This window comes from Allobacillus halotolerans, from assembly GCF_018967645.1.
Lineage (GTDB): Bacteria > Bacillota > Bacilli > Bacillales > Alkalibacillaceae > Allobacillus > Allobacillus halotolerans.
The window spans coordinates 102785-120629 of the sequence record NZ_JAHLZF010000003.1 but is presented as its reverse complement, the minus strand read 5'-3'; the positions used below and the strand labels follow the sequence as shown (position 1 = coordinate 120629).

Sequence of the window (17845 nt, the reverse complement as noted above, 5' to 3'; positions counted from 1 at the left end):
AAGATGGAATAAATGAAATTTATAAGTTAAAATTTAAAACAAGAGATTGTGAAGAACTTTTTTACTAACGGATAATTGTTAAATAAGAAGTTTGTGGAGGATGCTCATGAAGTTCAAGTTACTTATTTCTTTATTAGCTATCTTTTTATTAATGGGTTGTACGGATAGCGAAGCTTCATTCTCATATGAGTATGGACTAGATTCCATTGAGAAAGAGGATCAAGCTGAAGTTCAAAAATGGTTAAATGAACCAGACCAAACACCGATACGTACCTATGAAGTAAATGATGAAATTAACAACCGTCACTACATTTATGGTCATTCAAAGGTATATAGTAAAGTTGAATTAGAAGAAAATGATGGTAGGATAACTTTAACGTTTTCAGATGAAAAACAAGACAATTCACTGCAAGATGCGTTTGTAAAAATAAAAAGTTTTGAATCAATTGAATCAGTAATTCTTAAAATTAATTAAAGAAGAGACTGGGACAAATCAAAGTTATAAACTCAGAAATACGAGTCACAATCTAACTTAGCGTAGGAAATATACGGAGACTTCTGCGGTCAACTAAATGCGGCCACGTCCTGTGGCCAACGTTGACACTAGCCCGTCCTGGGCGTCGGGAGCAAAAGCCTAGGTGAGACCCCGCAGTGCGAAGCACGAGGAGGCTCAACAGCTGCCTGCGATATAGAAGACACTGCGGTTTACCGCAGATGTCGCCTTATGCCCTGTGGGTAAAAGCGGAGTATATTTCCGAAGCGGGTATTTCCGACACACTAAATTAGAATGTTCGTATCTGAGAACTTTTGTCCCAGCCACTTTAATTTTCCTTTATAAACATTTAATTAGTTATTTCTACTCTTCATCTGGCGCTGTAATCGTCTCTAAACCGCCCATATACGGTCGTAAAACTTCTGGAATCGTAATTGACCCATCTTCTTCTTGGTAGTTTTCTAAGATGGCTGCAACTGTTCTGCCAATCGCCAATCCAGATCCATTCAATGTATGGACGTATTCTGGCTTCCCGCCTTGCTCACGACGGAAGCGAATACCTGCACGACGCGCTTGGAATGCCTCAAAGTTAGAACAAGAAGAAATTTCACGATAAGTTTCGTAGCTTGGAATCCAAACTTCAATATCGTACTTTTTAGCGGCAGTAAATCCTAAATCACCTGTACACATACTCATTACCCGGTAAGGAAGTTTCAACAATTGAAGTACTTTCTCCGCATTTCCTGTTAGATTTTCTAATGCTTCATACGACTCTTCAGGCTTCACAAATTGAACGAGTTCCACTTTGTTGAATTGATGCTGTCGAATCAAGCCACGCGTATCTCGACCTGCAGAACCCGCTTCAGAACGGAAATTTGCGCTGTATGCAACATATTTCTTTGGTAGATCATCGATATCCAATATTTCATCCCGATGATAGTTTGTTACTGGTACTTCTGCAGTAGGTATCAGGAAATAATCCAGTTCTTCTAGCTTAAAGACATCTTCAGCAAATTTAGGAAGCTGACCTGTTCCTGTTAAGCTGTCACGGTTAACAATCTGCGGTGGCAACATTTCCGTATAGCCATGCTGATCGGCATGTAAATCCATCATGAAGTTTAATAAAGCACGTTCTAAGCGAGCGCCCAATCCTTTATAAAAGACAAACCGGCTTCCAGTCACTTTTGCTGCTCGTTCAAAATCAAGGATATCCAACTCTGTTGCCAAATCCCAGTGCGGTTTTGGTTCAAACCCAAAATCACGAACCTCGCCCCAGTCACGGGCCAACATATTATCATCCTCATCTTCGCCAAATGGGACTGACTCATGCGGAATATTCGGGATGGAGAGGAGTAAGTGATTTAACTTTTCCTCAACTTCCTTTAACTCGTGATCAATTGCTTTAATGCGATCGCCTACTTCACGCATCTCTTTGATTAAGTGGTCCGCATCCTGTTTTTCTTTTTTCAATTGTGAAATGTCTTTTGATACTTGATTCCGTCGTGCTTTCAATTCCTCGGTTTCTTGAATCAATGTGCGTCGTTTGCGGTCCATATCATCAAAATGATCCAAATCAGATAAATCTTCGCCACGATGCTGTAGTCTTTTTTTAATCTCAGCAAAATGACTGCGCAAATATTTCAGTTCTAACATATAGAATCCTCCCTCATGAAATATAAAAAAGCCCGTCCCTGTAAATGAAGGGACGAGCTGTATACCCGCGTTACCACCCTTGTTGGAGAGATACTCCCAACTCGGAAGCTTTAACGGTGCTTGACCGGATTGACTTATGCATCGCTTTCGCCAATCAGCTCAAGGATGGATTCATAGCGGAGTTTCACTGGTTCACAGCAACCACCAGCTCTCTGAAGAAACGCTCACTATTACTAGTTCCTATCATTGCTTTTCAGTTCACTATTACCATTAATATATCGGTAGTATGCACATTTTGCAAGTCATTATGAAAATAACCCTTTTATGCTATCGAATAGACCGACAAAGAAATCACCAATCGTGAGGAATAATCGAACGAACCAGTTGGATTGCTCGACATCATCACTTGTGACAAGGGGAACAGAGATCGACTCTTGGTCTTGGGTATCGATGTTTCCGTAGTCATGATCACCTGAATAAGTTAGCACCATACGACCAACTTCTGTCCCTTTTTCGACTGGCGCTTTTAATTCCCCTTCTTCATTTAACATTTCTTCATCGAATTCGTAACTGACGGAGTAGTTTTCTTGATCGCCGTTGCGTACCATTTTTTCAATTGCTTCAGCTGACTCTATTTGAACCGTATCTTGTTTGCCACGATAAACAGGGATTGTAGATTCACCTTCAATTTGGTGACCCGCTTCATACAATGTTTCCCTACTGAAGTCATTAAATCCGTAATCCAACAATTTCGCGGTTTGGTTAAACCGTTCTTCAATGCTATCCGTACGCATGACAACAGAGATCAATCGTGTATCATCTTGTTTCGCTGTACCAGCAAAGGAGTATCCTGCCAAATCGGTAAAACCTGTTTTTAATCCATCCATTCCTTCGTACGTAAATTGTTCGAAGTTTTGACTGTCCATCCCTGGAAGCATCCAGTTCCAATTGACCATTTCCTGGTCTTCAAATTCTTTTTTCGGAATACTAGAGATCTCTAATGCTTGGTCGAAATCATTTACGAGATGGTAAGCTAGCATCGCTGTCGAACGTGCAGACAGTAAATTAGTATCATCTGCTTTTGTGCCTTCCGGGTGTTTTCCATTTAAGTCTTTATTATCCAAGCCCGTAGAATTCACAAATTTAGCATCAGGCAAACCCATTTCTTCAGCCTTTTGATTCATGAGTTTCACGAATTCACCTTCTGAACCAGCAATTAACTCTGCTAAAGCAATGCTCGTTGCATTATCTGAATTGATTGCCATTGCTTCATATAGCTGCTCGACTGTATATTCATGATCCAAACGCAATCCTACGCCTGAAAATGAATTATTCGCGGAAATAGAGTACGCATATTCACTGATTTCTGTACGTGTATCCCAGCTGATCTCGCCTTCTTCAATAGCTTCCAAAACGAGATATTCTGTCATCATTTTTGTCATACTTGCTGGTGGCAAAGCTTCATCCGCGTTCTTCGCGTAAAGGACCTCTCCTGTAGTGGCATCAACCAATATAGCTGATTCAGCACTCAAGTTATCTAATTGGGCGTAAGTCTTTAGCGGACTCACCATAAAAGAAGCCATTAATAAAACAGTTGCCATCACGATAGCTGTTAACGATTTATATGTTTTAATCATCTGTTTTTTTCCTCCAAATAACGAACTTTTCTTTATGTAAATAGGATGAATACCTTTATTATTATACATGATTTCAGGTCATGAAACATTGGTAAAATATTATCATTTGTTAACATTTTTAGTATTTTTATCGACCTATGTGTTGATAAAAAAACATCCTTTGAGCCCGAGTTCTGACTCAAAGGATATTGACCTATCTAATCAAGTCTCATGATCTATTAAAAACTCTTTAATATCGAGATCATGCTCTTTCAAATCAATAATTTTTTCACTAGCATCTTCAAGTTGTACAAAAGGGCGGGCGGGATCGGACTCATTCACAAAGACGACAGTGCCGTTTTGTTCATTTGATAGTTTTACCCGTGTACCGACTTGCAGAGTCAAATAGTTTTGGATTAACGTTTCAATCGTCAAAACATCTAACTTACCTGCCTGTCGTTGCATTAGTTCTTCAACGACATGATAGATAGATTGCTTTTGTTGATATGCTCGTTCAGACATCATTGCATGGAAGGTATCGACAACACCAATCACTTTGGCGAATGGATGAATTTTTTCCGCCTTCACGCCGAGTGGATAACCCGAACCATCTATTCGTTCATGATGCTGTAAGACAGCGATTTTTACATCCTTACTAATGGATGACATGTGCTCGATCATCCGATAAGAAAGAACAGGATGCATGCGAATGTTTTCGGTTTCTTTCTCAGTCAATTCTCTATTCTTTAAATAGATGCCATCATGTTCAGAAACCATCCCCATATCGCTTAAATAGGCTGCTAATGCTATTTTTAAACGATCGCCTTGGCTATAGTCTAATTTCGTCGCTAAACTAGCTGATAATAACGCGATTGACACCATATGGTGATAAATATATCGCTGTTTATCACCATATTGATGTAGCTTTAAAAATAAGTTTCGTTGCTTTTCTGCCTGTTTCATTAAAGGGATCATAAGCTTCCGTACTTGTTGAATATTTAATCGATTGGTACGTTTTAAATCTTCGCAAATGGATTTTGTAATTTTGACAGCATTCATATAATAATCATCAAACGTCCAGTTCACTCGTTCATTCACTTCATTTTCCTTTTGATCCTCAGATGGTACTTCGCGCTTTTCAACGCGAAAGACATCTCCATTAACCAAGCGAGGTGCAACGTCTACGACTTGGATCTTAAATGTTTGTAAAATTTGGATATGAATCGGTTCAATCACTGTATTTTTCGGAATAAGTGGATGAATGGCATTGCCAATCACATCCTTCGTCAAGAGACAACCGGGTATCAGTTGGTCTGGGTGAACTTTCACGCGGATTCACCTCACATTATTTTTCTTCGCCTGAGTGGTCATCATCTTCTTCGACAACTTCCTCAATTTCATCAACAAGCTGTTCTTCTTTTTCTTCTACTGCTTCATCAATTTCTTCTTCCAATTCGTCTTCTACATCTTCTTTCTCTACCAAGGCAACCGTAGCTACGGATTCTTCCTCACCTAAGCGGATCAAACGGACACCTTGTGTATTCCGACTCGTTTGGGAAATTGTTTCCGAGCCCATACGAATGAGTACACCTGTTTCAGTAATGATCATCAAATCTTCTTCGCCAAATACAGGTTTAACGGCTGAAACATGACCGTTTCGATCGCTCAATCTACAAGTGAGTATTCCTCTACCGCCTCGGTTTTGTAGGCGATATTCATCTTCAGGGGTTCGTTTACCGAAACCTTTGGATGTAACGGTCAGTACTTCACTACCTTGATGTAAAATTTCCATTGATACAACTTCATCGTCTTCTCTTAATGTGATTCCTTTCACACCTGTTGCTGTACGGCCCATTGTTCGAACATCGGTTTCGTGGAAACGAATCGCCAATCCGTTTTTCGTTCCGATGATGATATCTTGCTCACCGTCCGTTAATCGTACAGAGATTAATTCATCGTCTTCACGTAAATTAATCGCACGTAGACCGCCTCGACGGATGTTTTTGTATTGATTCAACATTGTCCGTTTAGACAACCCATTTTTCGTTGTAAAGAATAGGGAAGACGCTTCATCATACTCTTGTACCGGAATGACGGCATTGATCCATTCATCTTGTTCAACTTCAAGCACGTTAACAAGAGGAAGTCCTTTGGCTGTCCGACTGAATTCAGGAATTTCATATCCTTTCGCCCGGTATACTTTTCCTTTATTCGTAAAGAACAGCAACGTATCATGTGTGGAAGTAGATAATAAATGCTCCACAAAGTCATCCTCATTCGTGCCCATGCCTTGAATACCGCGTCCGCCACGATTTTGTGAGCGATACGTCGTAAGCGGTAGACGTTTGATATAACCATGGTGGGTGAGTGTAATGACGATTGTCTCTTCAGGAATCAAATCTTCATCCTCGATAAAGTCTGTTCCACCGATAACGATTTCTGTGCGACGTTCGTCGTTAAACTGTTCTTTAATCGCTGTCAGCTCTTCACGGATAATTTCCAAAACTTTTTCATCGTCCGCTAAAATAGCTTTCAATTCTGCGATCAATTCCATGATCTCATTGTATTCATTTTCAATCTTCTCACGCTCAAGGCCGGTTAAACGCTGCAGGCGCATATCCAATATTGCTTGAGCTTGTTTTTCGGATAAGCCGTATTGTTCCATTAATCCTTCTCTGGCGATATCCGCTGTTTGAGATTTCCGGATTAATTCGATGACGGCATCCAGATGGTCCAATGCTACTCGGAGACCTTCTAAAATATGAGCACGTGCTTGCGCTTTATCCAATTCATACTGTGTACGACGTGTAATGATTTCACGCTGGTGTTCCAAATAGTACTCAAGTGTTTGTTTCAGATTCAATACTTTTGGTTCCCCGTTCACAAGAGAGAGCATGTTGATTCCAAAGGTTGTTTGCATAGCGGTTTGCTTGTAAAGATTATTCAATACGACATTGGCATTTGCATCGCGACGTAATTCCATCACAATACGCATACCGTCACGGTCCGACTCATCACGTAAATCGGTAATCCCTTCAAGCTTTTTATCACGAACTAGCTCAGCAATTTTTTCAATCAGTCTTGCTTTGTTCACTTGGAAAGGAATCTCACTGACGATAATTCTCGGCTTGCCGTTAACTTCATCAATATCAGCTTTTGAGCGAATCGTTATTGAACCTTTTCCTGTTTGAAACGCTTGTCGGATTCCGCTTCGACCTAGAATTTCTCCACCTGTTGGAAAGTCTGGTCCATAGATATGGTTCTCCATCAATTCCTCAATGGTGATCTCTGGGTTTCTACTGACTGCCAATACAGCATCGATGACTTCACCTAGCTGGTGAGGCGGGATGTTTGTTGCCATTCCTACTGCGATACCGGATGCTCCATTCACAAGCAGGTTAGGGAAACGAGCTGGCAATACGACTGGCTCTCGTTCAGCGCCATCATAGTTGTCCACATAATCGATGGTATTTTTATTGATATCTCTTAGCAGTTCCATCGAAATTTTGGACATTTTAGCTTCCGTATAACGCATTGCTGCAGCAGCATCGCCATCGACTGAACCAAAGTTACCGTGTCCATTGACCAACGTGTAACGATAGTTAAAGTCTTGGGCCATACGTACCATTGCATCATAAACGGCAGAATCTCCGTGTGGATGGTACTTACCGATCACCTCACCGACGATCCGGGCAGATTTTTTATATGATTTATCTGCATGCATTCCTAAATCGTGCATGGCATATAAAATTCTTCTATGTACAGGTTTTAAACCATCCCGGACATCAGGCAATGCACGTGAGACGATTACACTCATCGCATAATCCAAAAAAGACGTTCTCATCTCTTGACTTAAATTAATTTCTTGAACTCTTGGACGTTCTTGATCCAACGATAACTCCTCCTTGAATGAGTCAAAAGCCAGTCCGAATAAAAGCTTAATCATAATTACATGACCTCGTGTTCGATCATTGAGAGGGAGATCAAGCTCGTAACGCTAGGTGGGTCAATTCATCACTGCCACAAACCTATAGTCACACAGAAATCTCCTTTTGAAAGCTTTTATTCAAACGGCTTTAATCACTCGTTAAATATCCAAATTCTTAACGTATTGAGCATTTTTCTCGATAAAATCTCTTCGTGGTTCAACATGGTCACCCATCAACACATCAAATACTTCATCCGCTTCCATAGCGTCTTCCAATGTGACTTGCAGCATTGTCCGTGTTTCAGGATTCATTGTCGTTTCCCATAGCTGACTAGGATTCATCTCACCTAGACCTTTATACCGTTGTAGACCTGGTTTTGGGCTTTGTGGAAGTTCATCCAATACTTCTTCCATTTCTTTATCTGTATACGTATAATAAACCTTCTTGCCTTGCTGGATTTTATATAACGGTGGCTGGGCAATATAAACATAGCCATGTTCGACTAACGGTCGCATGTAACGATAGAAAAATGTCAGTAATAATGTTCGAATATGTGCACCATCAACGTCCGCATCTGTCATGATGACGACTTTATGATACCTTGCAAGCGAAATATCAAATTCTTCGCCAATGCCTGTCCCTAATGCTGTGATCATCATTCGAATCTCATTGTTGGAGAGGATCTTATCTAACCGCGCTTTTTCTACGTTGATAATCTTTCCTCGTAACGGCAAAATAGCTTGGAAGTGTCGGTCGCGTCCTTGCTTCGCTGAACCACCTGCTGAGTCACCCTCAACAATATACAGCTCACCCTTACTCGGATCTTTCGATGAACAGTCCGCCAATTTCCCTGGTAAACTTGAAACTTCCAAGGCGTTTTTACGGCGAGTGACTTCACGAGCTTTCTTTGCAGCAATACGTGCACGGGATGCCATCAAACCTTTTTCAACAATTTGTTTGGCAACTCTCGGGTTTTCAAACAAAAACTGTGTGAATTTCTCTGAGAAAGCAGAATTGGTAATCTGGCTGACTTCACTGTTTCCAAGTTTTGTCTTCGTTTGTCCTTCAAATTGCGGGTCAGAATGCTTAATCGAAACGATGGCTGTTAACCCTTCTCGGACATCTTCACCAATAAGGTTTGGATCACTTTCTTTATATAAATTATTTTTACGGGCATAATCATTGATCACACGGGTAAGTGCTGTTTTGAAGCCTTGCTCGTGTGTTCCGCCTTCCATGGTATGGATATTGTTCGCAAAGGAGTAAATATTGCTGTTGAAACCATCGTTGTATTGAATGGCAAATTCAACGACGACATTGTCAATCTCATTTTCTCCATAGATAGGCTCATGAAGAGCTTCACGAGTCCGATTTAAATACTCTACGTACTCTCGGATTCCACCTTCGTAATAGAACGAATCTTTTTCTTCATCTGTTCGTTTGTCTTCAATGGAAATCCGCAACTTTTTATTTAAGTAAGCAAGTTCTCTTGTCCGGTTGACTAATGAATCATAAGAGAATTCAAGTGTTTCAAAGATTTCACTGTCTGGTTTGAAGTGAATTTTTGTACCGGTAAGGTCCGTCTCACCAATGACAGACAACTCACTTTGAGGAACACCTCGTTTATAGTCTTGGTAATATAGCTTCCCATCACGATGGACGTAAACTTCCAATGATTCAGACAGAGCGTTAACAACAGAAGCACCTACGCCATGAAGGCCGCCTGAAACTTTATACGTATCGCTATCAAATTTACCGCCTGCGTGAAGTACGGTTAAAATAACTTCTACGGCCGGCTTTCCGACTTTTTCTTGTATATCGACGGGAATACCTCGGCCATTGTCAGTGACGGAAATACTGTTATCTTTTTCAATCGTAATTTCAATATGATCACAATAGCCTGCTAACGCTTCATCGATACTGTTATCGACGATTTCCCACACGAGATGATGCAATCCTCTTTCACTTGTTGAACCGATATACATACCAGGTCTTTTGCGGACGGCTTCCAACCCTTCCAATACCTGAATCTGACTAGCTCCATAATCATTTGGTTTGTTGATTTGATCTTCCATCGACATTATCTCACCTTCATTTTCTATAATTGCTGCTACCTGACTTAATCCGAATCTTCCATTACGTCATCAACACTATCCAAGAAGTCTGCTATTTGAGCTCGCTTAGAGAGCGTCGAAACAGATAGTGAACTGAAATAGATATGATCGACGGTAATGACAATTGATTTTGCTTCTTCATAAGCCGAATCGGTGACATTATTTTCTTTACGCTGGTTATAAATCATTTCTTCAATAATCGTTGATGAGTTGAAGAGGCTGTAATCGACCATTGCAACCACTTCTTCGGTACGGATGACGTTATCATCTCCAATATGAACAAACATAAATAAATTCCCCTCTCAAACTGTCGATCTACTTACCGATCCAGTCCATTGTTCTCGACTAGCTTTCCTTCATGGATTGTAAAAATTTCTGCTTCGCGAATCGTTTCATGGGCAATTCCATCAATATTCGTTGTCGTAACAAATGTCTGGACCTTCCCTTGAATCGCATTGAGTAAGTGGGATTGTCGGTAATCATCCAATTCGCTTAGTACATCATCCAGCAACAGGACTGGATAATCACCAACCTCTTGATAAATCAACTCAATCTCAGCAAGCTTTAACGATAGAGCAGTGGTACGTTGTTGGCCTTGAGAACCAAAGTGTTGGACATTCCGATCATTTACCGTAAAAACCAAATCATCCCGATGTGGTCCGATTAACGTCGTACCACGCTCAATTTCACTTTCTTCTTTACGATTGAATTCCGTTAGATATGTATCTCTCATTTTCTCCATATCCATAGATTCTGATACATCTACCTTCGATAAGTAATCTATTTTAAGATTCTCTTGATCTCTACTAATTTGAAGATGAATCGGCACAGCCCATTCTCGTAATTTTTTCAAGAAACGAAACCGTCGAAATAAGATGGCGGCTCCATGTTCCGCCAATTGCTCTGTATAAATTTGCAGCATCGTCGTATCTTTCGTCCGCCTTCGTTGCAAATCTTTTAATAAAGCATTTCGTTGTTTTAATATTTTTTGATATTGATTTAAGTGATAAATATAAACAGGTTCAATTTGGCCGATTTCCATATCAATGAAACGACGTCTTTCTTGGGGGCTGCCCTTAACAAGATTCAAATCCTCCGGTGCAAACATGACAATATTCAAAGAACCGATATAATCACTCAATCGTTTTTGTTCGATATGGTTGAACTTCGCTTTTTTTCCTTTTGATGAGAATATGACCTCAAGGGGAAGGGAGCGATTCTTCTTAAAAACCCTTCCCTTTATTTTACCATACTCCGCGTCCCATTGGATTAATTCTTTATCCCTTGGCGTTCGATGTGATTTTGTGAATCCAAGAACATAAATGGCTTCCATTAAATTTGTTTTGCCTTGAGCATTTTCACCTAAAATTACATTCACTTTATGGTCGAAGTGAATCGTTAATCGATCGTAATTTCGGTAATTGACTAGAGATAATTCCTCAATGTACATGGTTGAAGCTCCTCGAATTATTCGCTGGACTTGGTGACTTCAAACGATCCAACGCCTTGTATTTCAACCAGGTCACCGGGCTTTAATTTTCTTCCACGGCGCTGATCTTGTTCATCATTGATGTAAACGGCAAATTCCGTTAAAAATAATTTAACCATCCCACCAGATTCAACGATATTGGCCAATTTCAGGAACTGCCCCAATGTAATCTGTTCGGTCGTTATTTCAATTGGTTCAGCCATTGTTTTCACTTCCTTTATTCTGCTACATGCCTATCCCTATATTTTACTAAAAATAAGGTGGAAAAGGAAATTAATCGTACTGTTTTAATTTCCTGATCTCACATCAGTAATTTGATTCGATGTGCAATTTATATTCTCGAGCTACTTTTTCTTCGGATAAAATTGGCTCGATATAAAAACCAGCCAAGAAAAAAGTCTTTCCCAGGCTGGTCGTAATTATTTTTTGCATTGGCTCTATTAAATCTTATTAATGTTATAGAACTGAGTCGTTGAATTGTGAGAAGCGAAGGTGGCGACTCCTGCGGGAAAAGCACGAGCCTCGAGACCCCGCAGGCCATGCTTTTAGGCCGAGGAGGCTCGAGCCGTGCCCGCGGAAAGCGACCACCGATAGCGAATCTCAATATTAACAACGGATTTTAACAGAGATTTGCATTAATACGTTCTAACCGGCGTGATCAATTGCAAGATGGATTCCTCTTCATTTTGTGGGCGAAGGATGAATGGTCGCATCGCTCCTGTAAATGCAATCTCAATTTCTTCAGAGTCAATGGCTCGAAGTGCATCAATCATATACTTTGCATTGAAGGAAATTTTTAAATCTTCTCCTTCAATACTCATCGTATCAACTTTTTCTTCAGCTGTTCCGATCTCCGGTGAATGACTAGTGATTTGCAGTTGATTTGGCATGGTTGCCAACTTCACGATGTTATTCCGATTATCTTGCGCCAACAAGCTTGCACGGTCGATGGTTTGCATTAATTCACGTGATTTTATAGATACCGTCGTTTTGCTTTGCTCAGGGATCAGACGAGACGTTTCTGGGTAGTTTCCATCCAACAGACGAGAGTGGAAGTTAACATTCGCTGTCTTAAATAGAATTTGATTGTCTGAAACACTGACAAAGACTTTTTCTTGGTGATCATCAAGAATCTTATTCAGTTCAGAAAGGCTTTTTCCAGGAACTACGATATTTCTGAAAGAAACGCTTTCTGCATCACTGTTCAAATTAATTTTTCTGGAAGCTAATCGGTGACTATCCGTAGCGACCAATTCAAACACACCATCTTCTAAGATGAAATGCACACCTGTCAAAATAGGTCGTGTTTCTTGAGTCGATACAGCAAAGTTTGTCTGACGGATTAAATTTTTAAGAACGTCTGCTTGGATCTCGAACTGATTGTCTGTGGTCAATATTGCAGGCTGCGGATATTCTTCTGCATCCTGGCCATTCAGTTTAAATTCTGCTGCAGCTGAACGAATCGTAACGTTCAGTTCATCATCTGATTCGATCTCCACTTGGTCACCAGGTAGTTTACGGACGATTTCTGATACAAATTTCGCTTGTAGAATAACGGTACCCGGTTGAACGTCATGAATGTTGATCATTCCGTCTTCTTCGCGAGGAATGGTAGATTCAATTGTAATATCTGAATCACTACCCGTTAATTTTACAAAGTTCTGCTGTGCTTCTAATTTAATACCTGACAAAATCGCAATGGTTGGTCTGGAAGAGATGGCTTTCATGACATGTTGGATACTGTTCATAAGTTGGTTTCGTTCAATAATTAATTTCATAGGAACCTCCTGAGAATGATTTGTCATATTTATTTGTTATAAGAATAAAACAGTAATCATAGTACTAGGGCTTGTGGATTTGTGGATAAGTCAGTGGATACCTTGAAAACGTTAGTTATCCACATGTGCATAACGTGTAAACAAACGTGCAGAGATATTCACACTGTTCACAAGTCAATTTAGGCTTCAGATTTTATGATTTCTGTTAATTCATCAATTTCTTTCTGTAATTGAATATCATCAGCTAACATTTTTGCTATTTTTTCATGCGCATGGATGACGGTCGTATGATCTCGTCCTCCAAACTCTTCACCTATCTTTGGTAATGAAAAATCAGTCATCTCCCTAGATAAATACATAGCGATCTGACGTGGGAACGCTACTGACTTTGTTCGTTTTTTTGCAGCAAAATCCTCGATCGGTACATTGAAACGGCTACCGATAATTTGCTGGATTCCTTTGATCGTAATTTTCTTCGGACGGGAACTAGGAATAATATCTTTGAGTGCATTAGCAGCCAACGAAGCATCGATATCTTCATTCACAAGAGAAGAATAGGCAACGACGCGTATTAACGCACCTTCCAATTCTCTGATGTTTGTATCGATTTGATTCGCTATGTAAAGCATTACTTCATTTGGAATCTCCAATCCATCTGCCTTTGCTTTTTTCCGTAGAATCGCAATCCTTGTCTCTAAATCAGGTGGAGTAATATCTGTAATCAATCCCCATTCGAAACGTGAGCGAAGCCGGTCTTCCAATGTCGGAATTTCTTTCGGTGGTCGATCACTGGAAATGATAATTTGCTTATTTTCCTCATGTAACGCATTAAATGTATGGAAAAATTCCTCTTGTGTTTGTTCTTTTCCTGCCAAGAACTGAATATCATCAATTAATAGAATATCAACGCTTCGGTATTTATTTCTAAAGTCAATTGTCTTATTGTCCCGAATGGAATTAATGAATTCATTCGTAAACTTTTCGCTGGATAGATAGACAACTTTGGCATCTGGATTATGCTCTCTTACATAGTGGCCGATTGCGTGCATTAAGTGTGTTTTACCTAGTCCAACACCACCGTATATGAATAGTGGATTGTATGCCTTGGCTGGTGCTTCAGCTACGGCAAGAGAGGCCGCATGGGCGAAACGGTTCCCTGATCCTATGACAAAAGTTTCAAATGTATATTTGGAATTCAGCATTGTTCTGTCATTCATTTCCGCTGTTTTTTTCGGGAATTTTTTTATTGGTTGTTTATTGTAATCATCCATGTTGTTTCGATTTGGAATAACGAATTTAGGTTCCAAATGAGAGCCTGATACTTGTTTAAATGATTCGGAGATCAAACCGGCATAACTGCTTTCCAACCAGTCGCGTGCAAATTCATTTGGAGCAGCGATCACGAGTTTATCGCCCTCAACAGATTTTGCCTCTGTCGATTTCAACCACGTATCAAAGCTAGGTTTACTCACTTTATTTTCAATTTCAGTTAACGTTTCTTTCCATAATGCCTGTAAATTATCCAAAATTAAGCATCCTTTCATCAATCGGTGGTTCAATTTACCTGTGGATGGATGATTCATTTAACAACGTGGGAAAATGACATCTATCGACAAAATCCACAGCTCTGTAGATATCTTTTCTAACAAGCTGTGGTTAACTATCCACATATTATTCACATACTGTGGAAAACTCATATGGTTGTATTTATTTATTCACAGTTAAAACAATATAATCATATCAAACTCACCTTGATATTTCAATGTAAAATCAACTTATCCACATAGTTCATAGCTGTGTTTAAAAAAATTGTCCACAACTGTTGAATTTGTGGGTAATTTGTCGAATGAGGTTGTGAATAAAAAAATGAAAAAGATAGTTGTTCTACTCACATGTGGATAACTTGATAACGGGGTGCAAAAAGGGATTGTGGATAAAAACAGATTGAAAATGATTGATTCCGTCAAATCGTTTTAAAATTGGCTTAGATAATCGGTTCTGCTAAGAATTCGTTTTGATTTTTAATTGAAATGGATCTGAGTAGTTGAATTGTGGATCGTATTGGTGGCGATTCAGTGGCCAGGAAATAAGGGAACTTTCATTCAAACCGAACACGTCCTGTGGATAAAAGCGTGCCGTCGACAAATGATGCGGAGTCGCTGATAAATGGGGTGAAGCGGCTGATAAATTGCGCGAAGCCGTCGAAAAACTGCGAGAAGCCGTCGAAAAATCATGTGGAGCCGCTGATAAACTGCGCAAAGCCATCGAAAAACCATGCGGAGCCGTCGAAAAACCGCGAGAAGCCATCGAAAAACCATGCGAAGCCGTCGAAAAAATCGAACGCAGCCGCTAATAGGTCGTGGAAAAAACCGATAGTTGATCACCTCCACCAGACGTTAACAAAGCCAAATGATTAAAAATCGGGTAATCAATCATTCGAAAAATGACCATATCCATTGCTTCCAGATGGATATCCGATTAAAATGTAAAGTGAATTTCTTTACTGATCGGAATGTGGATCATAAAATTACCGAATTTAAATGTAGTTCGGCTGTTTTACTATTGACATATGGGGCACAAATTTTATATACTAATTTGGACTGTTTTTAAATGGTAGAGGTTTGATTTCCTTTTAGGAGGTGTAGATAAATGAAAAGAACATACCAACCAAAAAAGAGAAAGCACAGTAAGGTGCACGGATTCCGAGCTAGAATGAAGACGAAAAACGGACGTAAAGTTCTAGCACGCCGTCGTAAAAAAGGAAGAAAAGTACTTTCTGCTTAGACCACTGGAAGATCCACTCAGTGGTCTTTTTTCTAGCAGATAATTCGTATATAAAAAAGAAATTTTGATCAACGCAATAAACGGATGAGTTTATTCGAACATCGAGAGAGATTGGATGATCCTTTTGAAGAAAAAATACCGTGTCAAAAAAAATGAGGAGTTCCAACAAATTTTCAAACAGGGTGAATCATTCGCCAATAAACAGCTTGTCATTTATTATGTACCAAAAAAGGATCAACACCATTTTCGTGTAGGGATTTCGGTAGGAAAAAAACTTGGGAATGCTGTTATGCGTAATCAAATTAAACGATATATACGCGAAAGTTTGCGACAGTTGGAATCGCATATTCAACCAGATGTTGATATCATTATCATTGCCAGAAAGCCAACGACATCTATGAAGGTTGATGAGATCAAAAACAGCTTAAAGCATGTTTTGAAACGAACAAGCTTGTATCGTCAATAAATATTTCACATTTTTTATGGTAAACCTCTTATATATAATGGTAGAATGTATAAAGAATTTCCGCGTTAGCAATGTTAGGAGGAAAACAGGTGTATAAACGATTGTTCGTAGTTGGAGCAATGATTGCAATTGCTCTATTCCTTAGTGGTTGTACACAGATCGATCAACCAATTACCGAAGACAGTGAAGGATTTTGGAATTCATTCTTTGTCTATCCATTATCTTTTTTGATTACTTACATAGCTGAGGATATTTTCAATCACGGCTTTGGTTTGGCAATCATTATTGTAACACTTTTGTTGCGTACATTAATTTTGCCACTAAATATCAAACAGTTGAAGTCTTCTCAAGCGATGCAAATGATCCAGCCTGAGCTACAGGCTTTAAGAGAAAAGTACTCGTCAAAAGATCAGCAAACACAGCAGAAATTACAGCAAGAAACGATGGCACTATTCCAGCGTCATGGGGTCAACCCACTTGCAGGGTGTCTGCCGATTATTGTACAGATGCCGATTTTAATTGCTTTCTATCATGCCATTGTGCGTACAGAAGCAATTGAAAATTATACGTTCTTATGGTTTTCACTTGGGGAGCCAAGTATCATCATGGCAGTAATCACATTCACGACAACATTTATTCAACAGAAATTGATGATGGCAGGTTCACCAGCTGCTGCTAACCCACAAATGCAGGTTATGTTATACTTAATGCCAGTGATGATCGGTGCGTTTGCATTGTTCTTCCCATCAGCCCTTGCGTTATACTGGGTAGTAGGTAACCTCTTTATGATTGCTCAAACATTGTTAGTTCGTCGTCCGATGATGAAACAATTAGAAAAAGACAATGGAGGATCTAAAAAGTGAGAGAAATAACTGCTAGTGGTCGTACGATTGAAGAAGCAAAAGAAAATGCTCTTAGTCAACTTGCCTTAGATGAAAGTCAAGTGAAGGTCGATGTGATTGATGAAGGAAAAAAAGGACTTCTCGGAGTCTTTGGTTCGAAGCGTGCTTATGTAAAAGTAACTGAGATGAAAAGCGCCGTGGATGAAGGGAAACAATTTTTAGTCGATATATCAAGAGATATGAATGTTTCTGTCGATGTTCAAGTGAAGGAAGATCAACATGGGGTTGTGTATGACCTCGTTGGTGAAAAACTGGGGTTGCTAATCGGTAAGCGAGGACAAACAATCAATGCGTTGCAATATTTAACCCATCTTGTTGTCAATAAAAACAAGGATGAGTATGTAACCGTTGTTGTTGATGCAGAGAATTACCGAGCACGAAGAAAAGAGACACTTGAAGATTTGGCAAATAAGCTTGCAAATAAAGCGATGAAGCTAAACAAAGAAGTTCGATTGGAACCAATGCCTTCTTTTGAACGAAAAATCATTCATACAGCATTGCAAGACCACAGCAAAGTTTCTACTTACTCAGACGGAAGAGATCCGAACCGATACGTTGTGATCAAGCCTGAATAACCAGGCGTGAAATAAAGGATATCAAAAAACGACCGATGTAAGGCTT

16 protein-coding genes and 1 other annotated feature are annotated in these 17845 nt (G+C 39.7%); of the genes, 6 read left to right on the top strand and 10 right to left on the bottom strand.

The genetic code is table 11. The features are described 5' to 3' along the window. Window positions 1-106 precede the first annotated feature (106 nt). Entirely contained in the window at window positions 107-475 is a 369-nt protein-coding gene (locus KQ486_RS03515) for a hypothetical protein (RefSeq protein WP_216686813.1), read from the top strand. A 381-nt stretch (window positions 476-856) separates the two neighbouring features. On the opposite strand, the gene serS is transcribed toward KQ486_RS03515, so the two are convergent. The 10 genes from serS to dnaA form a co-directional block, all read right to left on the bottom strand. Continuing rightward, a complete protein-coding gene (serS, locus tag KQ486_RS03510) occupies window positions 857-2146 on the bottom strand; it encodes a serine--tRNA ligase (RefSeq protein ID WP_216686812.1) in 1290 nt (429 codons plus the stop codon). Window positions 2147-2191: 45 nt separating this feature from the next. Then, window positions 2192-2402, bottom strand: a binding site (T-box leader). 49 nt (window positions 2403-2451) lie between these two features. After that, window positions 2452-3783, bottom strand: a complete 1332-nt coding sequence (locus KQ486_RS03505; protein ID WP_216686811.1) for a D-alanyl-D-alanine carboxypeptidase family protein — start codon at window positions 3781-3783, stop codon at window positions 2452-2454. A gap of 201 nt (window positions 3784-3984) precedes the next feature. Beyond that, window positions 3985-5091 (bottom strand): HD-GYP domain-containing protein, encoded by a 1107-nt coding sequence (locus KQ486_RS14595; RefSeq protein ID WP_216686810.1) that lies wholly within the window; start codon window positions 5089-5091, stop codon window positions 3985-3987. A 16-nt stretch (window positions 5092-5107) separates the two neighbouring features. After that, entirely contained in the window at window positions 5108-7606 is a 2499-nt protein-coding gene (gyrA, locus tag KQ486_RS03495) for a DNA gyrase subunit A (protein WP_246569182.1), read from the bottom strand. Between the two features lie 243 nt (window positions 7607-7849). After that, complete coding sequence (gene gyrB, locus KQ486_RS03490; RefSeq protein ID WP_186278632.1) at window positions 7850-9772, bottom strand: DNA topoisomerase (ATP-hydrolyzing) subunit B; 1923 nt, start codon at window positions 9770-9772, stop codon at window positions 7850-7852. 38 nt (window positions 9773-9810) lie between these two features. After that, complete coding sequence (gene remB / locus KQ486_RS03485) at window positions 9811-10092, bottom strand: extracellular matrix regulator RemB (RefSeq protein ID WP_144163234.1); 282 nt, start codon at window positions 10090-10092, stop codon at window positions 9811-9813. Between the two features lie 32 nt (window positions 10093-10124). Next, window positions 10125-11255 carry a DNA replication/repair protein RecF gene (gene recF, locus KQ486_RS03480; protein ID WP_144163235.1) on the bottom strand — a complete coding sequence of 377 codons (1131 nt, stop codon included), beginning with the start codon at window positions 11253-11255 and terminating at the stop codon, window positions 10125-10127. 17 nt (window positions 11256-11272) lie between these two features. After that, the gene (gene yaaA, locus KQ486_RS03475) at window positions 11273-11497 is read right to left on the bottom strand and encodes a S4 domain-containing protein YaaA (protein ID WP_144163236.1); all 225 of its coding nucleotides are present in this window, start codon (window positions 11495-11497) and stop codon (window positions 11273-11275) included. A 432-nt stretch (window positions 11498-11929) separates the two neighbouring features. Continuing rightward, window positions 11930-13072: a DNA polymerase III subunit beta gene (dnaN, locus tag KQ486_RS03470; RefSeq protein ID WP_216686809.1), complete on the bottom strand. Its 1143-nt coding sequence runs from the start codon at window positions 13070-13072 to the stop codon at window positions 11930-11932. 179 nt (window positions 13073-13251) lie between these two features. Then, window positions 13252-14598, bottom strand: a complete 1347-nt coding sequence (dnaA, locus tag KQ486_RS03465; protein ID WP_216686808.1) for a chromosomal replication initiator protein DnaA — start codon at window positions 14596-14598, stop codon at window positions 13252-13254. A gap of 662 nt (window positions 14599-15260) precedes the next feature. Here dnaA and KQ486_RS03460 point away from each other — a divergent pair. From KQ486_RS03460 to jag, 5 genes are all read left to right on the top strand, one after another. Next, on the top strand, window positions 15261-15425 hold the full coding sequence (locus KQ486_RS03460) for a hypothetical protein (protein WP_216686807.1): 165 nt from the start codon (window positions 15261-15263) through the stop codon (window positions 15423-15425). A gap of 296 nt (window positions 15426-15721) precedes the next feature. Further along, window positions 15722-15856: a 50S ribosomal protein L34 gene (gene rpmH / locus KQ486_RS03455; protein WP_144163239.1), complete on the top strand. Its 135-nt coding sequence runs from the start codon at window positions 15722-15724 to the stop codon at window positions 15854-15856. 124 nt (window positions 15857-15980) lie between these two features. Next, the gene (gene rnpA, locus KQ486_RS03450; protein WP_144163240.1) at window positions 15981-16322 is read left to right on the top strand and encodes a ribonuclease P protein component; all 342 of its coding nucleotides are present in this window, start codon (window positions 15981-15983) and stop codon (window positions 16320-16322) included. Window positions 16323-16411: 89 nt separating this feature from the next. Continuing rightward, complete coding sequence (gene spoIIIJ / locus KQ486_RS03445; protein ID WP_186278633.1) at window positions 16412-17185, top strand: YidC family membrane integrase SpoIIIJ; 774 nt, start codon at window positions 16412-16414, stop codon at window positions 17183-17185. Next, window positions 17182-17799: an RNA-binding cell elongation regulator Jag/EloR gene (gene jag / locus KQ486_RS03440; protein ID WP_144163242.1), complete on the top strand. Its 618-nt coding sequence runs from the start codon at window positions 17182-17184 to the stop codon at window positions 17797-17799. The genes spoIIIJ and jag overlap by 4 nt, the downstream gene beginning before the upstream one ends. The last annotated feature ends 46 nt before the right edge of the window (window positions 17800-17845 follow it).